Source organism: Bradyrhizobium sp. 137 (assembly GCF_023074095.1).
Classification (GTDB): domain Bacteria; phylum Pseudomonadota; class Alphaproteobacteria; order Rhizobiales; family Xanthobacteraceae; genus Bradyrhizobium.
Genome location: NZ_JADPKU010000001.1, coordinates 41,002 through 59,742 on the forward strand (window position 1 = coordinate 41,002; position 18,741 = coordinate 59,742).

Here is an 18,741-nt window from a genome sequence, read left to right on the forward strand (position 1 = left end):
GCACTCTCACCTCGTTTGCAAATCACGTCTCGCCGTGTAGGCCTTCGTTCGGTCCTTGAAAATGCGCTCGGCAATCTCCAAATCGTCAGCGTTATCAATTTCGTACCAGCTGAGGCCATCGCATCGCGCCGCGGCGAGCTGGAGGCCTCGCCTCTCTATCAGATAACCCAAAAGTTCTTCGGTGTAGGTCTGCCGAGCTCCAGCGGCGACAACATCGTCCAGTGTCGGAACGATCGTTGCCTTGAGTGTCGGCGCCGAAAGCCGTAGAAGGTTCATCGTCTTGAAAAGCTGTGGGCCATCCGCAACAAGATTTGCCGCGGTTTGCTTCAATCGAAAACCTGAGATGAAGCCGTTCTGCGACAACAGAACGGCCGACCCTTCCATTGAATCATCGAAGGGAACGACTGCAGCTACGTCTGTCCCCCGGCAGACCATCAACTGTCGCAGCGCATCCTCTTCGAAAAAGACGTCGCCCTCGAGAAGAAAGCAGTCTCCGGAGAGAAGAGCGTCGCGCGCCAGCCACAAAGAATAGGCGCTTCCGGTCCGGTCGAAGACGGTCGACTCGACATATTTGATTTTGAGTTCGCCAAAGTGGCTACCGCAGGCATATTGAATGGCATCTTTGCGGTAACCCACCACGATCGTCACCTCTTCCACGCCAACAGATTCCAGATTGCGCAGAGCGTTGTGAAGAATCGAAGTGCCGTTGACCTCGACCAGCGACTTCGGCCGCAGATCTGTCAGAGGACGCAGGCGAGAGCCGCAGCCAGCGGCGAGAATGACGGCGTTCTTGGGAGCATCGGTCACCGTTTAGTTCCTTTTTCGTCGCGCCTCTAGGGTGAAACACCGACAGCTTCTTCGTCGCCAGCGTAGGCATGCTGAAGCGACATCAGGTCTGCGGGAGCCATCTGAAAATGGAGCCCAAGCGTGAAGACAAGCAAATGGTCCTGGTCGGTCCTTTCTCCAGAGAGAAGGAAGGCGCTGGATCCGGTGCCTCGAGCTGCCGAGATGGCAAAGTGCGCATTTCGGCTGAGTGAGGCGTGCTACGCCATCTAAGGACATCTCAGTGCAATGGTTAGGGATTTGAGATTGCAGTCGAACCTGGCCAGCTAGGAGGAAGTCCAGGACAGGAGGTCTTCGACCATGACTATGCGCTCCTGTGTCGACGAAACCCTATTTGCGCAGTTCAGCGTCGGGCCGCAAATATCGCGTTTCCGCACGGGCTAGTTCGTCGTACTTGAACAGTTCGAAGACTTCCTCGAGAGTAGCAATATGCGGCTCAATGCTCGCGGTGCTTTCCTCAGCGATGATGCGACCGCAGACTTGACGCATTGCCGCTGTTGCCGCTCGCATGGAGTGGTTGGCCCAGATCACCGTAGAGATGTTGGCTTTGCGGTATGCAGAGATCGGTGTTCGATAGTATTTCGTCGGAACGATCACGACCGGCAATCTGTTCTGCCAAGCGCGCGCGAACGAAAGGATTTCGTCCGCGGTTCTCTTTCGCGAATGAATAAGGATCGCATCGGCTCCCGCGTCGGCGTAGGCGTGAGCGCGCGAAAGTGCTTCGTCCATCTCATGCCCAGCGATCAATGCCTCGATCCTTGCCACCAAGATCAAGTCGTCCGCGACTGTATCCTTCACTGCCCGGAGGCGGCCAGAGAATTCGTCGATGTCGGCGAGGGGGTGCCGATCCCCAACAAACGAGTTCATCTTCGGAAAACAGCTGTCCTCGAGCGCGACGCCGGCTGCTCCACGCTGACGGAGCCTGCGTGTCACGAGGCGTGCATTGTTGAAATTCCCGAAGCCGCCATCTCCGTCAACGAGCACAGGCAGTTCGCTCGATTCCACGATCCGCTCGACTACGTCTACGAGTTGGCTCCACGACGCTTCGTTGGCATCGCGGTAGCCCAGGGAGCAGGCAATAGACAGGCCAGACGCCCAGAGGCCTTTGAACCCTGCGCGCTCAGCGATCGCGGCGGAGAGACCATCATGCGCTTCCATGAGGAACGATAGCTCTCTGCGGGAGCAGATTTCGGCGCGCAGGATTTCAGCACGTGAGGAACCGGCGGATTGATCAGGGCCGTTGGCGAGAACAGATGGTAATCGGTGTTGCATGCCAATTCCTTGTGATGACCGGCGTAACGTGGAGACCGGCCGATTTCATCAATCGATAGGTGACATGCTTCCGTCATCTAGATCAATTACGAGGGTTGGTAGTTGATCGGGCCCGCAAACCTGTTCCGTCTCGCAGTGCTCGAGGATCACTGCTAAGCTCCGCCGATCATTTGAGTGATGGCACAAATTGAAAGCACAGTTGTGCCCTGGTCGAGGCGCCGACCAACGGCATCATCGATCTTGCATTTGTCCACGCGGTTTTGAGACTGCACGATCTGCGCGAAGGCTTCTGAAGTCGATAGCATTCTAGAGAGTGCGGGCTCAAGCAAGTCAGGGCGCGAATTCATTGTGGACGCGCGCGCCTTTAAGGTTTGGGGAGGGCGCAGTGCGCCAAATTCTGATCCCCGCAGCGGCGGCATACCATGGCGACCGTCGCTTTCTAGGGGCGGGAGACGCCTCGGTGGCATACTGAGAAAATTGGTGGCTCAGTGCCCCGAACTTGAAGAGAGCTCTTCAGGCAGCTTTAATTCGAGGATCGGGATGATGTTCGCGCTGAGGGTATTATGGACTCGCTTCCTTCGGGGCATGGAAGCACGGCGCGGTTTACTTCAGCCGGAGATTCGGCGGTCGATGGGGCGGGCGAGGAAGGCCTTCACCTTGTCGTCGATCTCGCCACACAGCCGGCTGACCTGGCTTTGGAGATGCCAGTCATGCCCATCGCCTGCACCAGATCGCCCGCCGAACGGGTCGAGACGCCCTGCACATAAGCTTCCTGCACCACGGCGGTGAGCGCCTTCTCGGCCATGCGGCGCGGCTCCAGGAAAACCCGGGAACTAGGAGCCTTTGCGCAACTTTGGAGTGCGCAGTTCGACCGCACCGGCGCGGGTCTCCCAGATGCGCTCCCGGTAACCGTTGCGCCGGGCCAGGCGCTCGGGGCTCTTCTCGCCGTAGCTCGCCCCGGTCTGGCCCTCGACTTCCAACTCCATAGACGCTGGGCGGCAAAGCCGATCATCTCGCGCAGCAGATCGGCACCAGGATCTTCTCTCCGAGTGCGCGCAGGTTCATCATGTCGTCGGTCCTCGGTGGTTACTCGGTTGCGTTGGCGTGTCGCAACCCGATCTTACCGGAGAACTGCCGGTGACCAGCGCACGACCGCCCGCCCGCGGCGCTATTGGGGGCGCGTCCGGGCGGCTTTGCTCTACCGAGCTACACCACCATCGGGAACACGACCCGGTGTTGCCCTGCTGAAGGAATTAATGTCAATACCGTGGCCGTCGTCGAACCGCAATTCGGAAGTGCCTTTAACTGGTCTCACATTGTCCAAGATTGCCGAGTTCGAGAAGGCGCATGCGGGCGGCGATTGAGCAATGGCATTCGCATCTTTCAGCGCCCGGAGGCAATTCCTGAAGGTGTCTGTCTGGCAGACTCGAGCATGCGTCCTAATACACAGGGCAGCCGGGAAGTTGGCGGCTACAACACACAACCGAGAGGAGGGTCCTTCCATATTCCCAAATTTCTGAATCACCTTGGCGTTCCCCAACTCGACGCTCGATGGATCGGTCGTCCTGGAGAAGGCGAGGGTGCAGGCAGACCTAGCTTGCGCGACAGAGCTGCGGCGTGCCTGACAGTCGCTTGGCGCTGAAACATTCCGTCGCCTTCCGGGCGCGTTGCCTTCGTCAGAGGGGGCGAAGGACAAAGCAAGTAGTAAGTCACTTCAGAGATCAGTCGTATCCGCGAGCTAAGCGCGCCTCTTTCAGGGTACTCACTCGATAGTCCCTCGACATGGAGTCCAGCCGATCTGATAGGATGTGTATTGAGCCAAATCGTAGATCCCCCGGTTCATCCCGCCGCGCACTTTGCAAAGAAAGCGATGGGATACCGCAGCCTACACTGCACGCGAACTCCAAAACCGTTGACGGCCCCTATGAGCTTCTGTTGATGATCGCGAGTTTCAAACCGTTTGATGAGTTGCGTCTCGAAATTGCCCACCAAAACAAGGGGGCGACAGCATACTTGGTGTGGGGCAAGTATGCTTTGCGAGCGTCCTCTGCTAGGCCGCTTGCAGAGAAGGACAGTCGGATGATTGCGCCGATTCGACGTAACTGGAATCCAAAAGACTTTTTCGATGAGTTGACGCCGGCGATGTTCACGGCCGGACCATCGACTGTGCGCGCACGTCGGGACAAGTTGTGGCCTGAGTTGTATACTGAATACGACGCGAGGCACTTAAAACAAGAATTGTTCAACCGAAATCTGATCGCCACCAACGAAGCTGAGGCGTTCTTTAGTGCCTGGGCCGCGGATGAAGAGCGCCACACCGATGCTTTCATCCGGATCATGGAGCTTGTCGCTGGTGAATCCGAAAAAGATCTTCGAGACAGATTGGAAGCTCGATCGCATAGTTTTTCTGCAATCAATGCATACTTGAAGGACGAATTCTCTCTGATCGTTATGATCGCATTTGATGAGATGTGTACTTGCCGCGCCTATGCTGCGGATAGAGAGTTCTATGCCGGACTTGGCAGCAGCTTCCTTCGTTGCCTGAGAGAGGTGATTGCCGACGAGGCAGTTCACTCGATGAACGCTGTTAATGTTCTCCGTGCCCGTTACTGCGAGCGCATTCCCGAAATCGGCGAGATTCTCGACAGCATAATCTGCAGCGTGGGCGATGATCCGGATTATACCGGCACCTTCGTGCTGGATTACTTCGGCGGGAATTACACGAAGCAGATGTTTGTCAACTGCCGCGCCGCTGTCCTGAGAAACGTTGCTAAGCCGCTAAAAGCCGCAGTGACCGATTGAAGCGTCGGCGCGGAAGTGGACCAACGAGCGTCTGCGCCTCATCTCCTGTCGGTGCCTCAGAATTGCATGTATTGGTCGGTCAGAGCGGATTCGGCTCATAGATGAGTCAGATAGCCTGCCTGCGCTGCCCTTGAACTTTTCCGCTTGTTTCAAGTTTCTTGGCAAGCCACAGGCAATAATGAGCGATCCAGCGGTGCCTCGCACAAGGGGTACCGATCAGACGTCAAGAGAAAATTCAGTCAGGCAATCATCACGAACAACCAAGCCAAATGGCGCTGTCGGCTTTCCTCCTGATGTCGCGAATACTTCAACGCACGCGCCCGCGGAATCTATCCCAATCCTCAAGTCCTTGTCGTTAAATACGATTTTTTGGGCGGTGCAACTGGTACGACACTTGCTGTTCTCATCGCCAGGTTCTCGCCCTTCCGGAGATGCGTATGCAAAGTGCCCTCTGCACCAAGCAGAATTTTCATGCTCGCCGGCAAGCCGAACATCGGCGGTGACACCGGGCTCCTTGAGCTCGGGATCACGGAGCGGCTCGGCGACGGATTGGAACTTGCCTCCGCTCAAAACCAGCTCAATGGAGCGGCGCAATACCGACCTTTCGGGCCAGCCTGCTGAGGCGCCACAAAATGGATCTTTTCAGCTTCACCGAATGCGCGACGCGAACACAATGCCTCAGACCGCTTTTCGAGCTTCTCGTTAGCTGTGCCAGCGACGAAGGCTTCAGCGAAGTCTCTTACGGAGCCCTCAATTTCGCGGAGCCACTTCGTCTACCGGAGTATCCGCCACCGGCGGTGGCCGTAAAGTGGCCGCCCGAATGGTGTGAACGATATTTTAAGCGAAAGTACCACAAAATCGATCCAGTAGTCCGGCGGACACCGACGCTTTCGCGGCCCTTTCTGTGGGATCAACTCGCCGAGCAATATCAACTACAGCCCGACGAACGGCGCGTACTTGATGAGGCCAGAGAGGCCGGTCTCAAGCACGGCATGAGTGTACCGTTGTTTGGGCCATTGGGTCGGTTATCCGTCGTATCGTTTGCATCTCGGTTCGACGATGCCGATCCTCAACATTCCAAAGGCCATCTCAACGCACTAGCCTGGCACTTTCACACCGCTTGTGTGGAGATCACACGTCCGGCCGAAGATAACTGCAATATGAGAGTTGCGCTATCGCAGCGGGAACTAGATTGCCTACGGTGGGTGGCAGAGGGCAAATCGTCATGGGAAATCGGGAGGATATTACAAATCAGCGAGAATACGGTGAACTTTCATCTTAAGAACGCGATGCGAAAGCTGGGCACGACCAGCCGGATCCAAGCCGCCATTGTGGCGATCCGCCTCAACCTTATCTTTGACGTCCATGTTGCGTGAGCATCTTTGATGGGACGATGATTGTATCGAAGCCAGTTTGCGTATGAAAACTGCTGTGAAGACAAAAAGCGATCCTATGGGCAATCGTTCGCCAAGGCATTGAGCAAGCTCGACCTGCTATGTGAGGAAGCCACTTGCTGCTAGCGCGCACGTTGTATACGGCAACTACGAGCTTAGTCTCGAGCATTCTTTGGAGCGGCAAGTTAGAATGGGTCTGGCTAGGGAGTCCAGCATTTGCAGGTGTTCGTAGGACGTGAGGGTTTCAGTCGATCGTAGCTAGGCGCCAATGAAGATCGGTAGTTTGATTCAAGCTGATCGGTTTGCTTCAGTTGATTTTTGTCATGAGTTTAAAACTGCTACTTCCTTGACTATCTTACAAGTATGAATCGATCAAAAGACCAGCTTCTAGACCTAGTCGACAAGCTCCTTCTGGAGGGCATTGCGCGCATCCGGTTTTTAGCCAAGCGCCGGGCAGCCGGCATCGGTGACGGCGGTACGAAATGAAGCAAGCAGCGTGCCGGTTGAATACTGAAGGTTCTCTAGTCGCCTCATGTTGCGCGGGCGCGTCAGATTGGAAACATCGATATCTCGAACCTGACAATCGCGTCATTAGCCTTGACCGTACACACCACGCCGTCAAAGGTCGAAGGCTGGGATCTGGCGCGTACACCCAGTGTGCCGCTGCCGACGGGGCGCATGTCGCCGGCGCCAGTGCAGAAGATCATGTCCCTTGCGTAACTTGGAAAGGCGGCGCTTCGGCAAAAGCGGCCAGTTAGCGCTGCGCGAAAGAGCACTCCGAAGAAAAAGCCCCGACCGAAGGTCGGGGCTCCTCGATCCGCCGCAAACGTGTTGAGATCGCCATTTTCCAACCACCGGAAACAGCTTGTAGTAAAGCCGAAGGGTCATCATATCGACATCCTGGTGAATGCGATCCGTCCCGACAGCGGGAAAGGTCACGTTGCTCTCCGGCATGAACAGGTGGTCATACTCGACGCCAACTGACTAGCTGGGCGCGAAGTTAACCGTCCAGGCCAGCCCCTACGGCGCGCCCCCAACGGACATTATCGCTTTTAGCAAGCTCCGCCCCAGTGACCATCGGAGTTGATCTGGTCTGTTTTGCTGGTCATCACAGGACCGCTGGCCTAAAGCAGCACGGTTTGAATGCGTAGCCGAGCTAGCCGGTGAGCAAGCCGAACGCATCCGTCTTGGTTCGATTGATGTTCGACGGGAAAGCGGTGCTGATATTTGGAGCCGCTGAAGTGTACCCAGTTGCCCTGGCCTTCAACGCCGTAGACCACATTGAAGATCTGCCAGCGATAGCCAATCTGGCCACCGATAGTGCCGGCCGTCGTACCATGGCAGCCTTCGGGAGTAACGCCTGCGAAATCCTAGCAGTTATGGCTCGAACCCAGCCGCCGTTATGCCCATATATAGTAACCGGTCTAGTCACAGATCGCGGGAGCGACCGACAGCTGCGGCGCGTTGGTTTGGACAGGCTGTGGAGCGAGATCCGCGCCAAGTGCGGTACCGCCGCGTTGGTTGCGACGATGCTTGCAGTCAGAAGCAGAAAATTCTTCATCGGAGTGCTATTCCACACTTGAGCCCGGCTCTGCGCGTCTTGGCAACATCATCGTGAATTGCTGTAACTTCAGCACAACATTCCTCAGAAACGAAATCGCCCTAATCTCACGTTGGATTAGGTACTCGAGCTAGAATCCCGCCATTTCCAGAATTTTAGCGTTGATGCGCGTATTGGTTCAGGCACGTGGGAGTTAGCTGCCCAACTTGGGATGGCGGCTCGCATCAAAGAGCGCAGTTATTGCAGATCTCGGCAAAGCGCCCGAGAACGAAATGCGCGTCCACGGTCCGTGAGCAGCGGGTTCCGATCTTGGGCATCGTAGACTAACTTCGGAAAGCGCATGCATCAGACCCTTCCGAAGGTTGCCTGTCGGAGCTGCGCAATCATGGTGTTGACGCATCGATGATGGGCCATCAGTGATTATCGAATGCTGCCGCGCACAATGTCCGACGTCAAACAACCCTCAACTCCTTAAAGCTTTGCGGTATGTTGAGGAGATGTCTGATGCTCAGCTCCTTGAGCATCCGGCTAAACATGCCCATCGACATATTCCAAACGCCCGCTCAACAACCTCATCACCCAGGACACGTTCGCGGTGCAATTCCGCAAAGTCTACCCGGCGTCGTCAGAAAGTTATGCAACCCCTTTGTGGCCGGTGACGTCCTCGAGCTCTTTCACTTCCGTATGTGGTGTTGCGCCAAATCGCGGTCTCCTCTCTCGTGATCGCCTGGTATTCTTCAAAGAGCTTGGAGAAAGCGGGAACGATGGCCGGGCCTGCGTGCTCAAAACAGCAGCCCGGGATCGAGCATCGCTTTGAAGTACAAAAAGCATCTAGCCGATGCTTTCGCCATCCGTGTGAAGGCGACGCTGGAGAACAGGAAGACATGGATTGTAGAGATTTGTTTTGGGTGCGTCGCTGCTAATTCTGCTGTGATTCGTCATCCCTTAACGAAAGCGCAAGATGAGGCAAGGTCAATTCACCTTTGCCTTCGGCGAGACAGGTTTGGAACTTTTGCGCGGCGGCAGTCAGAACTGGCACCTTCAACGCGGTTTCGTTCGCTAATCGCACGCTGCAGTCAATATCCTTTTTGGCGTTTCTGATCGATATTGCCAAAGCATCCGGCTTTTCGTCCAACAAAAAGGCTGCAAAGTTTTGGAATATCCCGCTGTTGGTCGCGCCGCGACTGACCAAGGAGCGTAAGATTGCAAGGTCGACGTCAATGGCATCGGCAAGCTGGCAAGCTTCCGCTACCACCGCCGCCATGCCCATCGTCATGCTATTATAGACAAGTTTGAGCTTATGGCCCTGTCCAATATCACCCACATGGACGATGTTCTCGCAAAATGCGGTAAGAACACGAGCCGCCATAGGAAACGTGTTCTGATCAGATCCAACGATGGCGTTGAGACGCCCTTGCTCTGCTTGTTCAGGGCTTCGTGTTACGGGCGCATCTATGAAGTGCAATGCATGCTTTTTGGCCTGTTCGGCTAGAGTGAGGGTTGAAGCAGGATAGGACGTGGTGCAGTCAAGTATCAAACTCTGTCGGGGCAAATGTGCAAATAGCCCATGTTGCCCAAGGCAGACTTCCTCGACCTCGCAACTTGAGGGCAGGGATAAAACGACGGCACTTACATGCCGGGCCAATTCGGAAATTGCGGTGTGCTCATGAGCACCCATGCCGGTCAAGCGTTCCGCGCCAACACGGGTTCTGTTGACTTTGATATGCAGTTCAGTGCCATGACGCAAAAGACTGATTCCTATGCCTGTTCCCATGCGCCCTGCGCCGATTAGGCCGATTCGTTGTCCGACTTTCCCAGGCGTTTCAGTTGACGGAGTTTCAGTCATGCTCTGCGTCGTTATGAGTTCTGAAAAAGGCCACGCTCCTGCAGAATGGGCAGCAGCTTATGATGGTCCTCGATGAGATAATCCGGCTGCGCCGCTCGCAGACGCGTCTCGGAAACAAATCCGCCCGTAATGGCTACGCTGATCAAGCCAAGTTCGCGTGCAATATCCGTTTCGACCGGCATGTCCCCGACGATGAAAGTTGAGCTGGGGTCAAGATTGTATGCTCGCATATACAGACGAAGCCGCTCTCCTTTGCTTATGCCTTTATATTGAGTAGCGCGGCTTTCAAACGCCAGAACCTCCGCGACACAATCTTCGATTCCATGTCTTCGCAATTGGGTAATAAGGGGGTCGACTATATGGTTACTGACAATAATGCTGGAAACGTGTTGTTGACGTGCCGTTTCCAAAATGCAACGCGCGCCGTGGCGCAGATCGGCTTTGCTCGCCAGTGGTTCGTAGGTGTCGTGAAAAAAAGCACTGTCATGGCTATCCACCGTTTCTATTTCACTCTGCGACATTCCTAGATTGCGGAAAAAAACCGAAAGTGGAACATCGAAATGATCCCGAAAGGTTTGCATATCAATGGCAGCCCGGCCTAAGCGACCCAAAATGGTGTTCGTCGTTTGTAGCAAGGCGTCGGCGTCGTCAAGGAGAGTGCCGTTCCAGTCGAATACAAGAGCAGGTTTCATCATGGCCTCATGCTGCAGACGTTTTCGTTGAGGTGAGCTCGGCGATCAATCTATTCAAATTCTCGTCTGCGCGTTTTTGCCCGCCAAGGGTCGGCATCTCGAACGTAAACGCAGAAAGATCGATTCCCTCATGTCCCCGCGGCAGCAAGGAAAGCAGATCTTCAAAGGGCAAATACGTAATGGTAGCAGCGTTGATCGATAGAGCAATTTTGCGTTCGATCACCCGAAGCGTTTGCGGCGCGATCCTATGAAAGCGCAGGCTATCCTGCCGCGTTTCGGGTGCCAGGCTTTTCCATATTTTCCAGAACGCTAGCTCATCTATGGTCTCGATACCCATGCCGTAGTAATTTGGTGCAACGATAGGCGGCGAACCGATTGCCCAATGCACAGCCTTTGCCCCAGCGGCAAGGAGCATCTCCGTCACTGCGCGGCTTGTATCGCCACGAATAAGAGCTTCATCGGCTACGACGATGATTCTATCCGTAACGTCGTTCGTTGCGACGCGGTACTTTTGCCAGATGAGCGAGTTGCGCTCGCCAAGAGACCCGATAAGTGTGCGCTGAGAGCGGTTTACTGCGATCACCTCGTGCCGTTGGACGAGCGCACTTTGCTGCTTGGCCAGCGATGCAAATAGACCGTCGGCATACGGTGTCCCGGTGCGCGGCATGGAAGAAACGATTATGGGAGCGGAGCTTGTTTCGACCGCTAATCGCGGCCAGACAATTCGGCCCAAGGTCATGCCTATATCATGACGAGTTGATAGATGAGATTGCCCTTGCACCAACGTTCTTGCATTTCCCAGATAAAGCGTTTCGTAGGCGCAAAGCTTGGGACTGTGCCGAGCCTGGCCCACAAAGTGATCAAGGCAGTCTCCCGTTCTGCCGTTCACATGCTTGATGTGACTTGGCCGAATTTCGTCGCCTCGGCCTTGTAGACCAGAGAAAGCACTGTTTTCTGAGGCAAAAAGTAGAAAACCATCTTCGGTTTGCATGAATTCCAAAGGCCGCAAACCCGTGCGATTGCGGAAGGCGGTCAGATTTCCTAGGCCATCCAACAAGAGTGCACTGACGGCTCCGTCAACACCCTTGTCAATGTCTTGGAAGACCTTCTCGTAGTTGACCGGCAGACCGTGCTGCCAATAATCTCTTTGACAAATGCTCTCGATAAGCTTGAGCAAGAGCTCCGCATCGGTGTTGCCGCTGATGGAATGACCTTCGGCGTGCAGTTCTTTCCTAAGTTCATCAGCGTTGACCAGAGCCCCGTTCAAACAAACCGTCAAACGGCGGCAGGAGGTTTTATGATTGTCAAAGGGCTGGAAGTCGGCGTCACTCTTCTCTCTGTGAGAGGGAGTGCGAACGTGTGCTATAGCTACATGCGGTCTGAAATGCGCGTCCTGCTCAGTGAAATCAACACCTGCTAGTTTGCCTGCTGGCCGGCATGACTTTGTATGTTGAAACCGTTCTTCATGCATAAACGCGGCAACGCCGAACCCCTCCTGTCCACGGTTTTCAAGCCTCGGCACCATGTGCTTGAGCTGATCGTAAACCGTCCTTTGTGAGCGGCTTGAAGGCAGCAGAAATGCGCCTGCAACACCGGACATGCTATGTCTCCTTGATCGACGATTATTGATATCGCCCATTGCGCGTTGTTGTTTTCCACCCTGTCCGGTTGCAGACATCCAATGTCTGGAACCGACACCGAGCGGAGGTAATCCGTCGGCTCGCGCGAAGCACATGGTTTCGCGCCTCAGCAAGCAAGGCTCGTACCAAGCCCTCTTTCGCGCGCATGAGGCTTCGCCGAGATTGGCAAACGAAGTGTGTGATTCGAAAAAGCCGCCCTGATCCGGCTGCCGGACTTCCGAGATGGCGGCCACCAAAAGTCAGCTTTGGTGGGCACGGTGCCTGATGGGGGCTATCCCGCGATGCTCCGCCTAGAAGCCGCAGCAAAGAGGGTTACGCGACTGTCGCCGCGGCGGGAATGTCTTTGTCCAATCCTCAAGCGGCCAGTCCCAACCGTACGCTGAAGGACGAAGACGTTCAGTGAACTGGACGCCCCACCGAGGGACCATCGGGCCCTGTTTGCTGTTTGAATTAGTGCGCGCTCCGATCTCCTTGATGTCACGGAGCGAACAGCGCTGTCCGCCGTTGTTGCCGCTTTGAAGGGGTAGACGCTCCGTGACGGCATCGATGCGCAAAGTGAAGGCTATTGAAGCGTCACATAAATGAAGAGGCGTTTGTGAACGAAGCTCGCACGATTGGGCTAGACTTCACAGAATGTAGTTTCAGGCACATGGCGCAGACGCGAGCGAGGTCGGCAAGGGGACCGTATCATGTTTTGACTCCCCTATGTTTGTTTTCAGCCGTGTCGTCTTGAAGACGTTCATGTCCGGCCCCTGACATCAGGGCGTAAAATGTTTCCGCGCGCGCTCGCAACGCACATGGTGTTGTTGTCTTGCAGCAAGACTAGCATAACGGTTTTCGGCATGTTGATTGCAGCGACGGTGAAGGACGCATTTCAAGAACAGCGGTCTCTCGCCGTCACGACTCAAGAGTTCAGATGAAAGCTATCTATTCTATCGAGCAACTCCGTCATTCTTCGAACGTTGGCGGCGCTACGCAGCACAATGGATGGCATCGCGCGACCGGCCATATTGCCGACACGGTGGAAATCTCGAAATCATCCAGGATCTCAAGGCCAGCGCGGCAGGTAATCGCAGATCAGGTGGCGACAAGCGGCCGTTCCGACGGCCAGGGGCATCATGTGGATTGCCGAAATGCAGAAGCGCCCGCAGATCAACTTGTTCGCGCAAGAGCGAAGCAAAGCGCCCGGCTAGGATATTTGATGAGCTCAACGCAAGCAATTCGTAAACGCCACGCCTGTATCGGGCAACCAGGCGCCCTGTGGATCTGGAAACGCGGAGCGTTCGCGGCGAGGCGAGACGACATGATTCGCAAGGCTGGAAGATCGCCGTTGCAAACCGCCGCGGATCGGAAGTCCTACGGGCTGTTCCGGCCGTGCACAAATGGCCCGTTGGCTCGATACCGGCACTGAGGCTGTCGTCGGAGTGCTCAGGCTGTTTCATTTCTATAGGAGAGATGGCCACCTTCTACACGTTGCCCTGCGAAGTCATCGCGCGTCCGGCCCCTTAATCAAACGAATCCAGATATCAAGGACGTGCCATGGCATTTAAAATTGCGTCCTATCTCGATCGGATCGGCCTTGCTCAAGTCCCGACAACGCTTGATGGCCTTCTTGCGCTACAGCAGGCTCAAATGCGTGCGATCCCCTATGAGAACTTTGATGTTTTGCTAGGCGATAACCCGATCTGACTGAAAAGTCGATCTGGGCCAAACTGATCGATGCCCGGCGAGGCGGCTATTGCTTCGAATTGAACAAGTTGTTTGGCTTGGCGCTCGAAGCACTCGATTTCACGGTCCGGCCCTTCTTTGCAGGGTGCGCATTGGGGGCTCCGTCGGCCTGCGCGATCTGCGCCCATCGCGCGATGAGCTCCGCCGCTCGATCCCCGCGATGTTGCGCGGCACCATCATCGGGAGCCTTTGCTCGCTCATTCCCGGAACGGGACCAACGATCGCGTCCTTTATCTCCTACGCGGCTGAGAAAAAGGTTTCGAAAACGCCAGAGAAGTTCGGCACCGGCATGATTGAAGGCGTCGCCTGCCCGGAGGCATCGAACGCATTCGTCCGTGCAGGGTGACTTCATCCCGACTATGAGCCTTGGCATTCCCGGGGACGCAGTCATGGCTCTGATTCTGGGTGCGCTGATGATCCAGGGCATCGTGCCCGGTCCCCAACTGATCAAAGAGCACCCCACATCTTCTGGGGCCTGATCGCGAGCTTCTGGATCGGCAACACCATGCTGGTCCTGCTGAATGTCCCGCTGATCGGGCTCTGGGTGAAGCTCCTGATGATTCCCTACAAATATCTCTATCCAAGTGCGGTGTTCTTCGTCGCGATCGGCGTTTACTCGACCGACAAAGACATGTTCCAGTCGGCAAGACCGTCGTCGTCGGGTTGACCGGCTATCTGCTGCTGTTGCTCGATTTCCACCCGGCCTCCATCCTGCTCGGCTACGTCCTGGGGCCACGCCTCGAAGAGAACTTCCGCCGTTCGCTGCTGGTCTCGCGCGGTGACGCCATGATTTTCGTCGAGCGGCCGATCAGCGCATTCTTTCTGTTCCTTTGCTTGACGCTTTTGGCGGCACAGGTCTACGTGCGCTTGCGCAAGCCGAAGGCCAGTTGCGGCGCTCGACGTCGCGGAGGAACGGCGTCGCGACCGCCCGACCCGCGGAGTGAGCTTTTAGTCGTTCAAGGGCCGGTCGCTTCGCGGCCCAGTAAAGACGAGAGACGGTCCAGGCAACAAGAGCTCCAAGCCAAGAAGTATTTCGACGAACGCGCCACCCGCGAGATGGCGCAGAATCGGCACGCCAGCAAACGCACGGTGCAGGGTAGCCTCGCCCACCCTGGGCGGATACTGGCCATGCGTGCGCGTTCGGCTGGCTTTCTGGCGGAGCGACGATCTGCGGGCTTGTCGGTGACGCCGCCGTACGATCTAGTCGGGTGTCACGCCATGGGGCTCGCTGGGATCGAATTGTCGGATTGCCCCGTAGACGACGCCGCAGTGCTCTTTCCTCCGGGCGACGGCTTCAAACGTGCCATGGCCGGTGTCGACGTCGCCCGAACGCTCGTCGCAGCCCTGTGCTGTGGAATGATGGAGGCCTTGCTCGATCGCGCGCTGGCGGCCACGAACGACCGACGACATGGGTCACCGCGTTTGGTTCGAAAACCATCGATTTTCAGGGCTGCAATGGCTGCTGGCGGACGTCGCGACGGATCTTCACGCCGCGCGACTGTTGTTCTCTGCTGTGGCATCCAAGCTCGATCGCGGTGAACGCGCTAGCGTTGACGCCGCCCACGCAAAAAGTTCGCCACGAGAGCCGCAATGAACGGCATCATACAGTGTATGCAATCGATTGGCGCGAGAGCACTTTTGACCCAGATGCCGATAGCGCGTCATGTGACCGCGGCAAAGACGGCCCAATATCTGGACGGAACGATCGAAATTCAGTATGTCGTGATCTCTCGCTCACTGAAGAGTCGAGTGAGGGACCAGCAGGGAGCGGACGATGTCAGAAATAGAGAACGAGAGGTTCACGAATGATCCGCGCTCGCTTTTTCGCTCCAATCTCGATGAACTTGAACAACGGATAAAGACGGCTTGCGTGCGGGCAGGCCGTCGCCGCTCGGAAGTTCGTCTGTTGCCCGTTAGCAAGACGGTGCCAACCGCCGTCATCCGTATCGCGTCCGAACTCGGCCTCTCTAACTTCGGGGAAAACAAAGTTCAGGAAGCCGAGGGCAAGGCTCGAGATCTCGCCGATCTGTCGCTGAACTGGAGTATCATCGGCCACCTCCAGACAAACAAAGTGAATTCGATGATCAAATTCGCCAGCGAGTTTCACGCGCTGGACAGCATACGATTGGCCGATGCGCTCCAGGCCCGGCTCGGCGCCGAAGGTAGACGTCTCGACGTATTCGTCCAGGTCAACACCTCCGGTGAGGTGAGCAAATACGGTCTCTCGCCAAACGAAGTGGGCGACTTTGTGCGTCGGCTTCCCGACTATCCGGCCCTGATTGCTCGCGGCTTTATGACTCTCGCAATCTTCAGTCGTGACGCCGACAAGGTTCGCGGGTGTTTCAAGTTGCTGCGGCAGTTGCGAGACGCGCTACGCGACAGGATATCGCCGCGACTTAACCTGCTCTCTATGGGTATGACAAGCGACTTCGAGATGGCAATCGAAGAGGGGGCTGACGTCATTAGAGTTGGCTAGGCCATTTTTGGGCCGCGACCGACGAAAGACCGACACTACTGGCCCGGGCTCCTTAGAGGGAACGAAGGATCGTCTTAATGCATAGTGCTTCGCACGGCGCTAAAACGCGAGCGCGGCCTCCCTTGAAGCGGTCCGCCGCTCCATGAGCAGAATCCGAGCCACAATGGGTGCGGCGACTATCAATCCGGAGATGGCAGCCCGGTAAGGGGAAGCCCGCTTGCGGGGCTTCAGCGCAGCCGTAAGCTGGGTCCCACAGGGCGACGCCAATTCTCGCTCTTTGAGCGGCTGGAAAATAGCCCGGAAATCTCCTGAAATTCGGTGAACGCGCCGCATTCGTTTGCTCGCTGGCATGAAATTTTGAATCGTTCGTCCTGAGTTTATTTGGACGGCCGTTTCGGTGGCATGCGATTCTGGCACATGTCCGAACTCACGGTGCAATACTTCGTGCTTGAACCTTGCGATCCGGCCCGGAACATGGCCCGTTTCTATGTGCTCACGATCGAGCCACCCCTGTTTGGCGACACTGCATTGCTGCGGGAATGGGGTCGTCTCGGCCAGCGGCCGCCGGCGCCTCGATGTGTTCGTTGGGCCCGGGTGCAGGGCCGCCGAGGCGCTCGAGGCTTGGCTCGTGCGTAAAGCCCGTCGTGGCGACTTCCGGCGAAGCCCCACAGCTGCAGTGAGCGGTTCCGTCCACCGCAACACCAAAGTCGCCAGCAAAGCTGCAGCTTATGCGAATCAAGTCATACGCGGACGCTCGAGCCTGCGTTTCAAGCTACTGATGGACAATTTGCTTCTCAGAAGGATTTTGAGCGGTAACACCGTCGTTTGCGTGCAGCCGACCTTCACGTCGATGCCGGCGTCCTTGGCGGTCTTCTCGACCGGTGCGGTGCCGCCGAGAACGATCAGGTCCGCCAGCGAGACCTTCTTCACGCCGGACGAGGCATTGAACTCGTTCTGGCCACTCCCATATCTGGGAGGTGTGGCGTCTCCAATCGTTGTTCATTCCCGAATAACACATGGTGATCCCAGGCGGCGCTATTCAAAGGCAGACGCGGCCGCGGATCACGCGGGTAAACTCGCTCCAGCACTTGAGCATGTTGTCCATCGCCTTAGCCTCCATCACCTTCGCCGCTGGCGCCAACGTCTTCTCGATGATCCGCGCCTTATCATCTTGCCACCAGCGCCGCCGCCGCTCCAACCCTTCCAACAGCTCGACCCGGCCGCCTGACGAGCTCAATGCGAGACCTAAGGTCAGCAGCTTCACGGTATAGGTTGCAAACAGGCTTGCCTTCTTCGGCCGCTATTGATCAACGCTCTGCCCTCTTGCCTAACCACCCGAATGCTTCCTCATTGAGAAATGGCAAGGCTTTCTCATCAGAGTAGGTAGGTGCTCGCTTCAGGTTGTTGCCGCATGCTTTCACCATCTCGCCAGTCACCATTCATAACGATAAGACGCGTGCAGCAATGAAGACTTTGCTCAATTCCTCGCACGTCTCGCGCTGCCGTCAACTGTATGAGGACGCTGCCGCCCAAACGGTATTAATGTTTCGATCGGATGATACGACTTCAACGAGTACGTCTCGATTTTGTCAGCATCTTCACCAATGAGGGCTTCATCATTCGCCTCGTCGGTGTGCTCATGCTGAGCGATGGATGGGCCGTCCAGCGGGCACGCAACATACCTGGAAACCGTCGCCCCGTTCAGCGAGGATCCGACGATCAGCCTCCCTGCTATCGCCAGGCAACCGGCCGGCTCTTTCCGATGAATCGCGGTCCGCCAGTTACATTACGGGGTGCGATACCAATTTGCAGTCAATCAGCTGTGCTACCCTCCACTCCTTGGCGGCAGTGGCAATCATCTTCCGCGAGATCACGCTCATCTCGATTTCTTCAATTCGGCAACGCGTCCTGATGCATGAAGATCAGGCGCGCCGGATGTTGCTTTGCCGCGAACAGCTGATCATTAGTGATGAGCCCGGTCTCGACGAGGGTGTCCAGAACCAGGTTTGCACGCGCACGCGCAATTCGGAAGAGCAACATGCGAAGGTAGATCTAGTGGCGCATTTATCAGGCCGGCAAGCAGGCTGATTCGCCAAGTTCGATATCCTGAACCTGCTTGTGGAAATAACTCTGCGCAGCTTCACTGACGCCGAAGATGCCGCGTCCGATCTGCACACGGTTTAGGTAGACCTTCAGGATTTCATCCCTTGCTGAGCCGCCATTCGAGCCAAATTGCGACAAGCGCCTCCTGAATCCTGACCTCCAAATTGCGTTCATCTGAGGGGAATAGAATCTTCGCAACCTGCCGGGTAATGGACGAGCGCACGGCCTTTGTGCCCGGGCCGGCATGCAATGAGAGCGCGATCGCGGTAAGGTCAATGCCGAAATGGCTATAGAAGCGGCGATCCCCCAGTTGCCAGCGTCGCCTTGACTAGGACGTCCGGGCTCCTTCACTGAAATCGAGCTGTACGTCGCGCAAGCGCTGGT

At 56.3% G+C, this 18,741-nt stretch carries 17 protein-coding genes and 3 pseudogenes; 11 read left to right on the forward strand and 9 right to left on the reverse strand.

What is annotated here, in order from left to right:
- Positions 1–6: 6 nt before the first annotated feature.
- The 3 genes and pseudogenes from IVA78_RS00185 to IVA78_RS00195 form a co-directional block, all read right to left on the reverse strand.
- Positions 7–807 carry a phosphocholine cytidylyltransferase family protein gene (locus IVA78_RS00185; protein WP_247463594.1) on the reverse strand — a complete coding sequence of 267 codons (801 nt, stop codon included), beginning with the start codon at positions 805–807 and terminating at the stop codon, positions 7–9.
- 366 nt (positions 808–1,173) lie between these two features.
- Positions 1,174–2,046: a phosphoenolpyruvate mutase gene (gene aepX / locus IVA78_RS00190; protein ID WP_247296248.1), complete on the reverse strand. Its 873-nt coding sequence runs from the start codon at positions 2,044–2,046 to the stop codon at positions 1,174–1,176.
- Between the two features lie 695 nt (positions 2,047–2,741).
- Positions 2,742–3,183: pseudogene (locus tag IVA78_RS00195) on the reverse strand (transposase); the annotation flags it as partial.
- Positions 3,184–4,053: 870 nt separating this feature from the next.
- Here IVA78_RS00195 and IVA78_RS00200 point away from each other — a divergent pair.
- From IVA78_RS00200 to IVA78_RS00210, 3 genes are all read left to right on the forward strand, one after another.
- The gene (locus IVA78_RS00200) at positions 4,054–4,917 is read left to right on the forward strand and encodes a hypothetical protein (RefSeq protein WP_247463597.1); all 864 of its coding nucleotides are present in this window, start codon (positions 4,054–4,056) and stop codon (positions 4,915–4,917) included.
- 471 nt (positions 4,918–5,388) lie between these two features.
- Entirely contained in the window at positions 5,389–5,538 is a 150-nt protein-coding gene (locus IVA78_RS00205) for a hypothetical protein (RefSeq protein ID WP_247463599.1), read from the forward strand.
- 11 nt (positions 5,539–5,549) lie between these two features.
- Positions 5,550–6,293, forward strand: a complete 744-nt coding sequence (locus IVA78_RS00210; protein WP_247463602.1) for a LuxR family transcriptional regulator — start codon at positions 5,550–5,552, stop codon at positions 6,291–6,293.
- A 2,498-nt stretch (positions 6,294–8,791) separates the two neighbouring features.
- Here IVA78_RS00210 and IVA78_RS00215 read toward each other — a convergent pair.
- Genes IVA78_RS00215 through IVA78_RS00225 form a run of 3 tightly spaced genes read right to left on the reverse strand, consistent with a single transcriptional unit; the run spans position 8,792 to position 12,010 of the window.
- Positions 8,792–9,718, reverse strand: a complete 927-nt coding sequence (locus IVA78_RS00215) for an NAD(P)-dependent oxidoreductase (protein WP_247296194.1) — start codon at positions 9,716–9,718, stop codon at positions 8,792–8,794.
- Positions 9,719–9,729: 11 nt separating this feature from the next.
- Complete coding sequence (locus IVA78_RS00220; RefSeq protein WP_247463607.1) at positions 9,730–10,413, reverse strand: HAD hydrolase-like protein; 684 nt, start codon at positions 10,411–10,413, stop codon at positions 9,730–9,732.
- 4 nt (positions 10,414–10,417) lie between these two features.
- A complete protein-coding gene (locus IVA78_RS00225) occupies positions 10,418–12,010 on the reverse strand; it encodes a class II glutamine amidotransferase (protein ID WP_247463609.1) in 1,593 nt (530 codons plus the stop codon).
- A 1,579-nt stretch (positions 12,011–13,589) separates the two neighbouring features.
- Between IVA78_RS00225 and IVA78_RS00230 the strand changes: the two genes are divergently transcribed.
- The 7 genes and pseudogenes from IVA78_RS00230 to IVA78_RS00255 all read left to right on the forward strand — a co-directional run bounded on the left by IVA78_RS00230 (position 13,590) and on the right by IVA78_RS00255 (position 16,890).
- On the forward strand, positions 13,590–13,739 hold the full coding sequence (locus IVA78_RS00230) for a hypothetical protein (protein WP_247460303.1): 150 nt from the start codon (positions 13,590–13,592) through the stop codon (positions 13,737–13,739).
- Positions 13,740–13,765: 26 nt separating this feature from the next.
- Positions 13,766–13,828 (forward strand): annotated as a pseudogene (locus tag IVA78_RS00235) (arylamine N-acetyltransferase); the annotation flags it as partial.
- A gap of 110 nt (positions 13,829–13,938) precedes the next feature.
- Positions 13,939–14,124 carry a tripartite tricarboxylate transporter permease gene (locus IVA78_RS34240; protein WP_253075111.1) on the forward strand — a complete coding sequence of 62 codons (186 nt, stop codon included), beginning with the start codon at positions 13,939–13,941 and terminating at the stop codon, positions 14,122–14,124.
- Between the two features lie 13 nt (positions 14,125–14,137).
- Positions 14,138–14,445: pseudogene (locus IVA78_RS34245) on the forward strand (tripartite tricarboxylate transporter permease).
- Positions 14,442–15,317 (forward strand): acyl-CoA dehydrogenase family protein, encoded by an 876-nt coding sequence (locus tag IVA78_RS00245; protein ID WP_247463612.1) that lies wholly within the window; start codon positions 14,442–14,444, stop codon positions 15,315–15,317. Before IVA78_RS34245 ends, IVA78_RS00245 begins: the two are co-directional and overlap by 4 nt.
- 235 nt (positions 15,318–15,552) lie before the next feature.
- The gene (locus tag IVA78_RS00250) at positions 15,553–16,254 is read left to right on the forward strand and encodes a YggS family pyridoxal phosphate-dependent enzyme (RefSeq protein ID WP_247463615.1); all 702 of its coding nucleotides are present in this window, start codon (positions 15,553–15,555) and stop codon (positions 16,252–16,254) included.
- A 474-nt stretch (positions 16,255–16,728) separates the two neighbouring features.
- Positions 16,729–16,890 (forward strand): WGR domain-containing protein, encoded by a 162-nt coding sequence (locus IVA78_RS00255; RefSeq protein WP_247333282.1) that lies wholly within the window; start codon positions 16,729–16,731, stop codon positions 16,888–16,890.
- Positions 16,891–16,989: 99 nt separating this feature from the next.
- On the opposite strand, the gene IVA78_RS00260 is transcribed toward IVA78_RS00255, so the two are convergent.
- Positions 16,990–17,184 carry a hypothetical protein gene (locus tag IVA78_RS00260; RefSeq protein ID WP_247463618.1) on the reverse strand — a complete coding sequence of 65 codons (195 nt, stop codon included), beginning with the start codon at positions 17,182–17,184 and terminating at the stop codon, positions 16,990–16,992.
- Positions 17,185–17,293: 109 nt separating this feature from the next.
- Complete coding sequence (locus IVA78_RS00265; RefSeq protein ID WP_247463621.1) at positions 17,294–17,518, reverse strand: hypothetical protein; 225 nt, start codon at positions 17,516–17,518, stop codon at positions 17,294–17,296.
- A gap of 584 nt (positions 17,519–18,102) precedes the next feature.
- Here IVA78_RS00265 and IVA78_RS00270 point away from each other — a divergent pair.
- Positions 18,103–18,342 (forward strand): hypothetical protein, encoded by a 240-nt coding sequence (locus tag IVA78_RS00270; RefSeq protein ID WP_247333188.1) that lies wholly within the window; start codon positions 18,103–18,105, stop codon positions 18,340–18,342.
- On the opposite strand, the gene IVA78_RS00275 is transcribed toward IVA78_RS00270, so the two are convergent.
- Positions 18,322–18,495: a transglycosylase domain-containing protein gene (locus tag IVA78_RS00275; protein WP_247463624.1), complete on the reverse strand. Its 174-nt coding sequence runs from the start codon at positions 18,493–18,495 to the stop codon at positions 18,322–18,324. The genes IVA78_RS00270 and IVA78_RS00275 overlap by 21 nt on opposite strands.
- Positions 18,496–18,741: the final 246 nt, after the last annotated feature.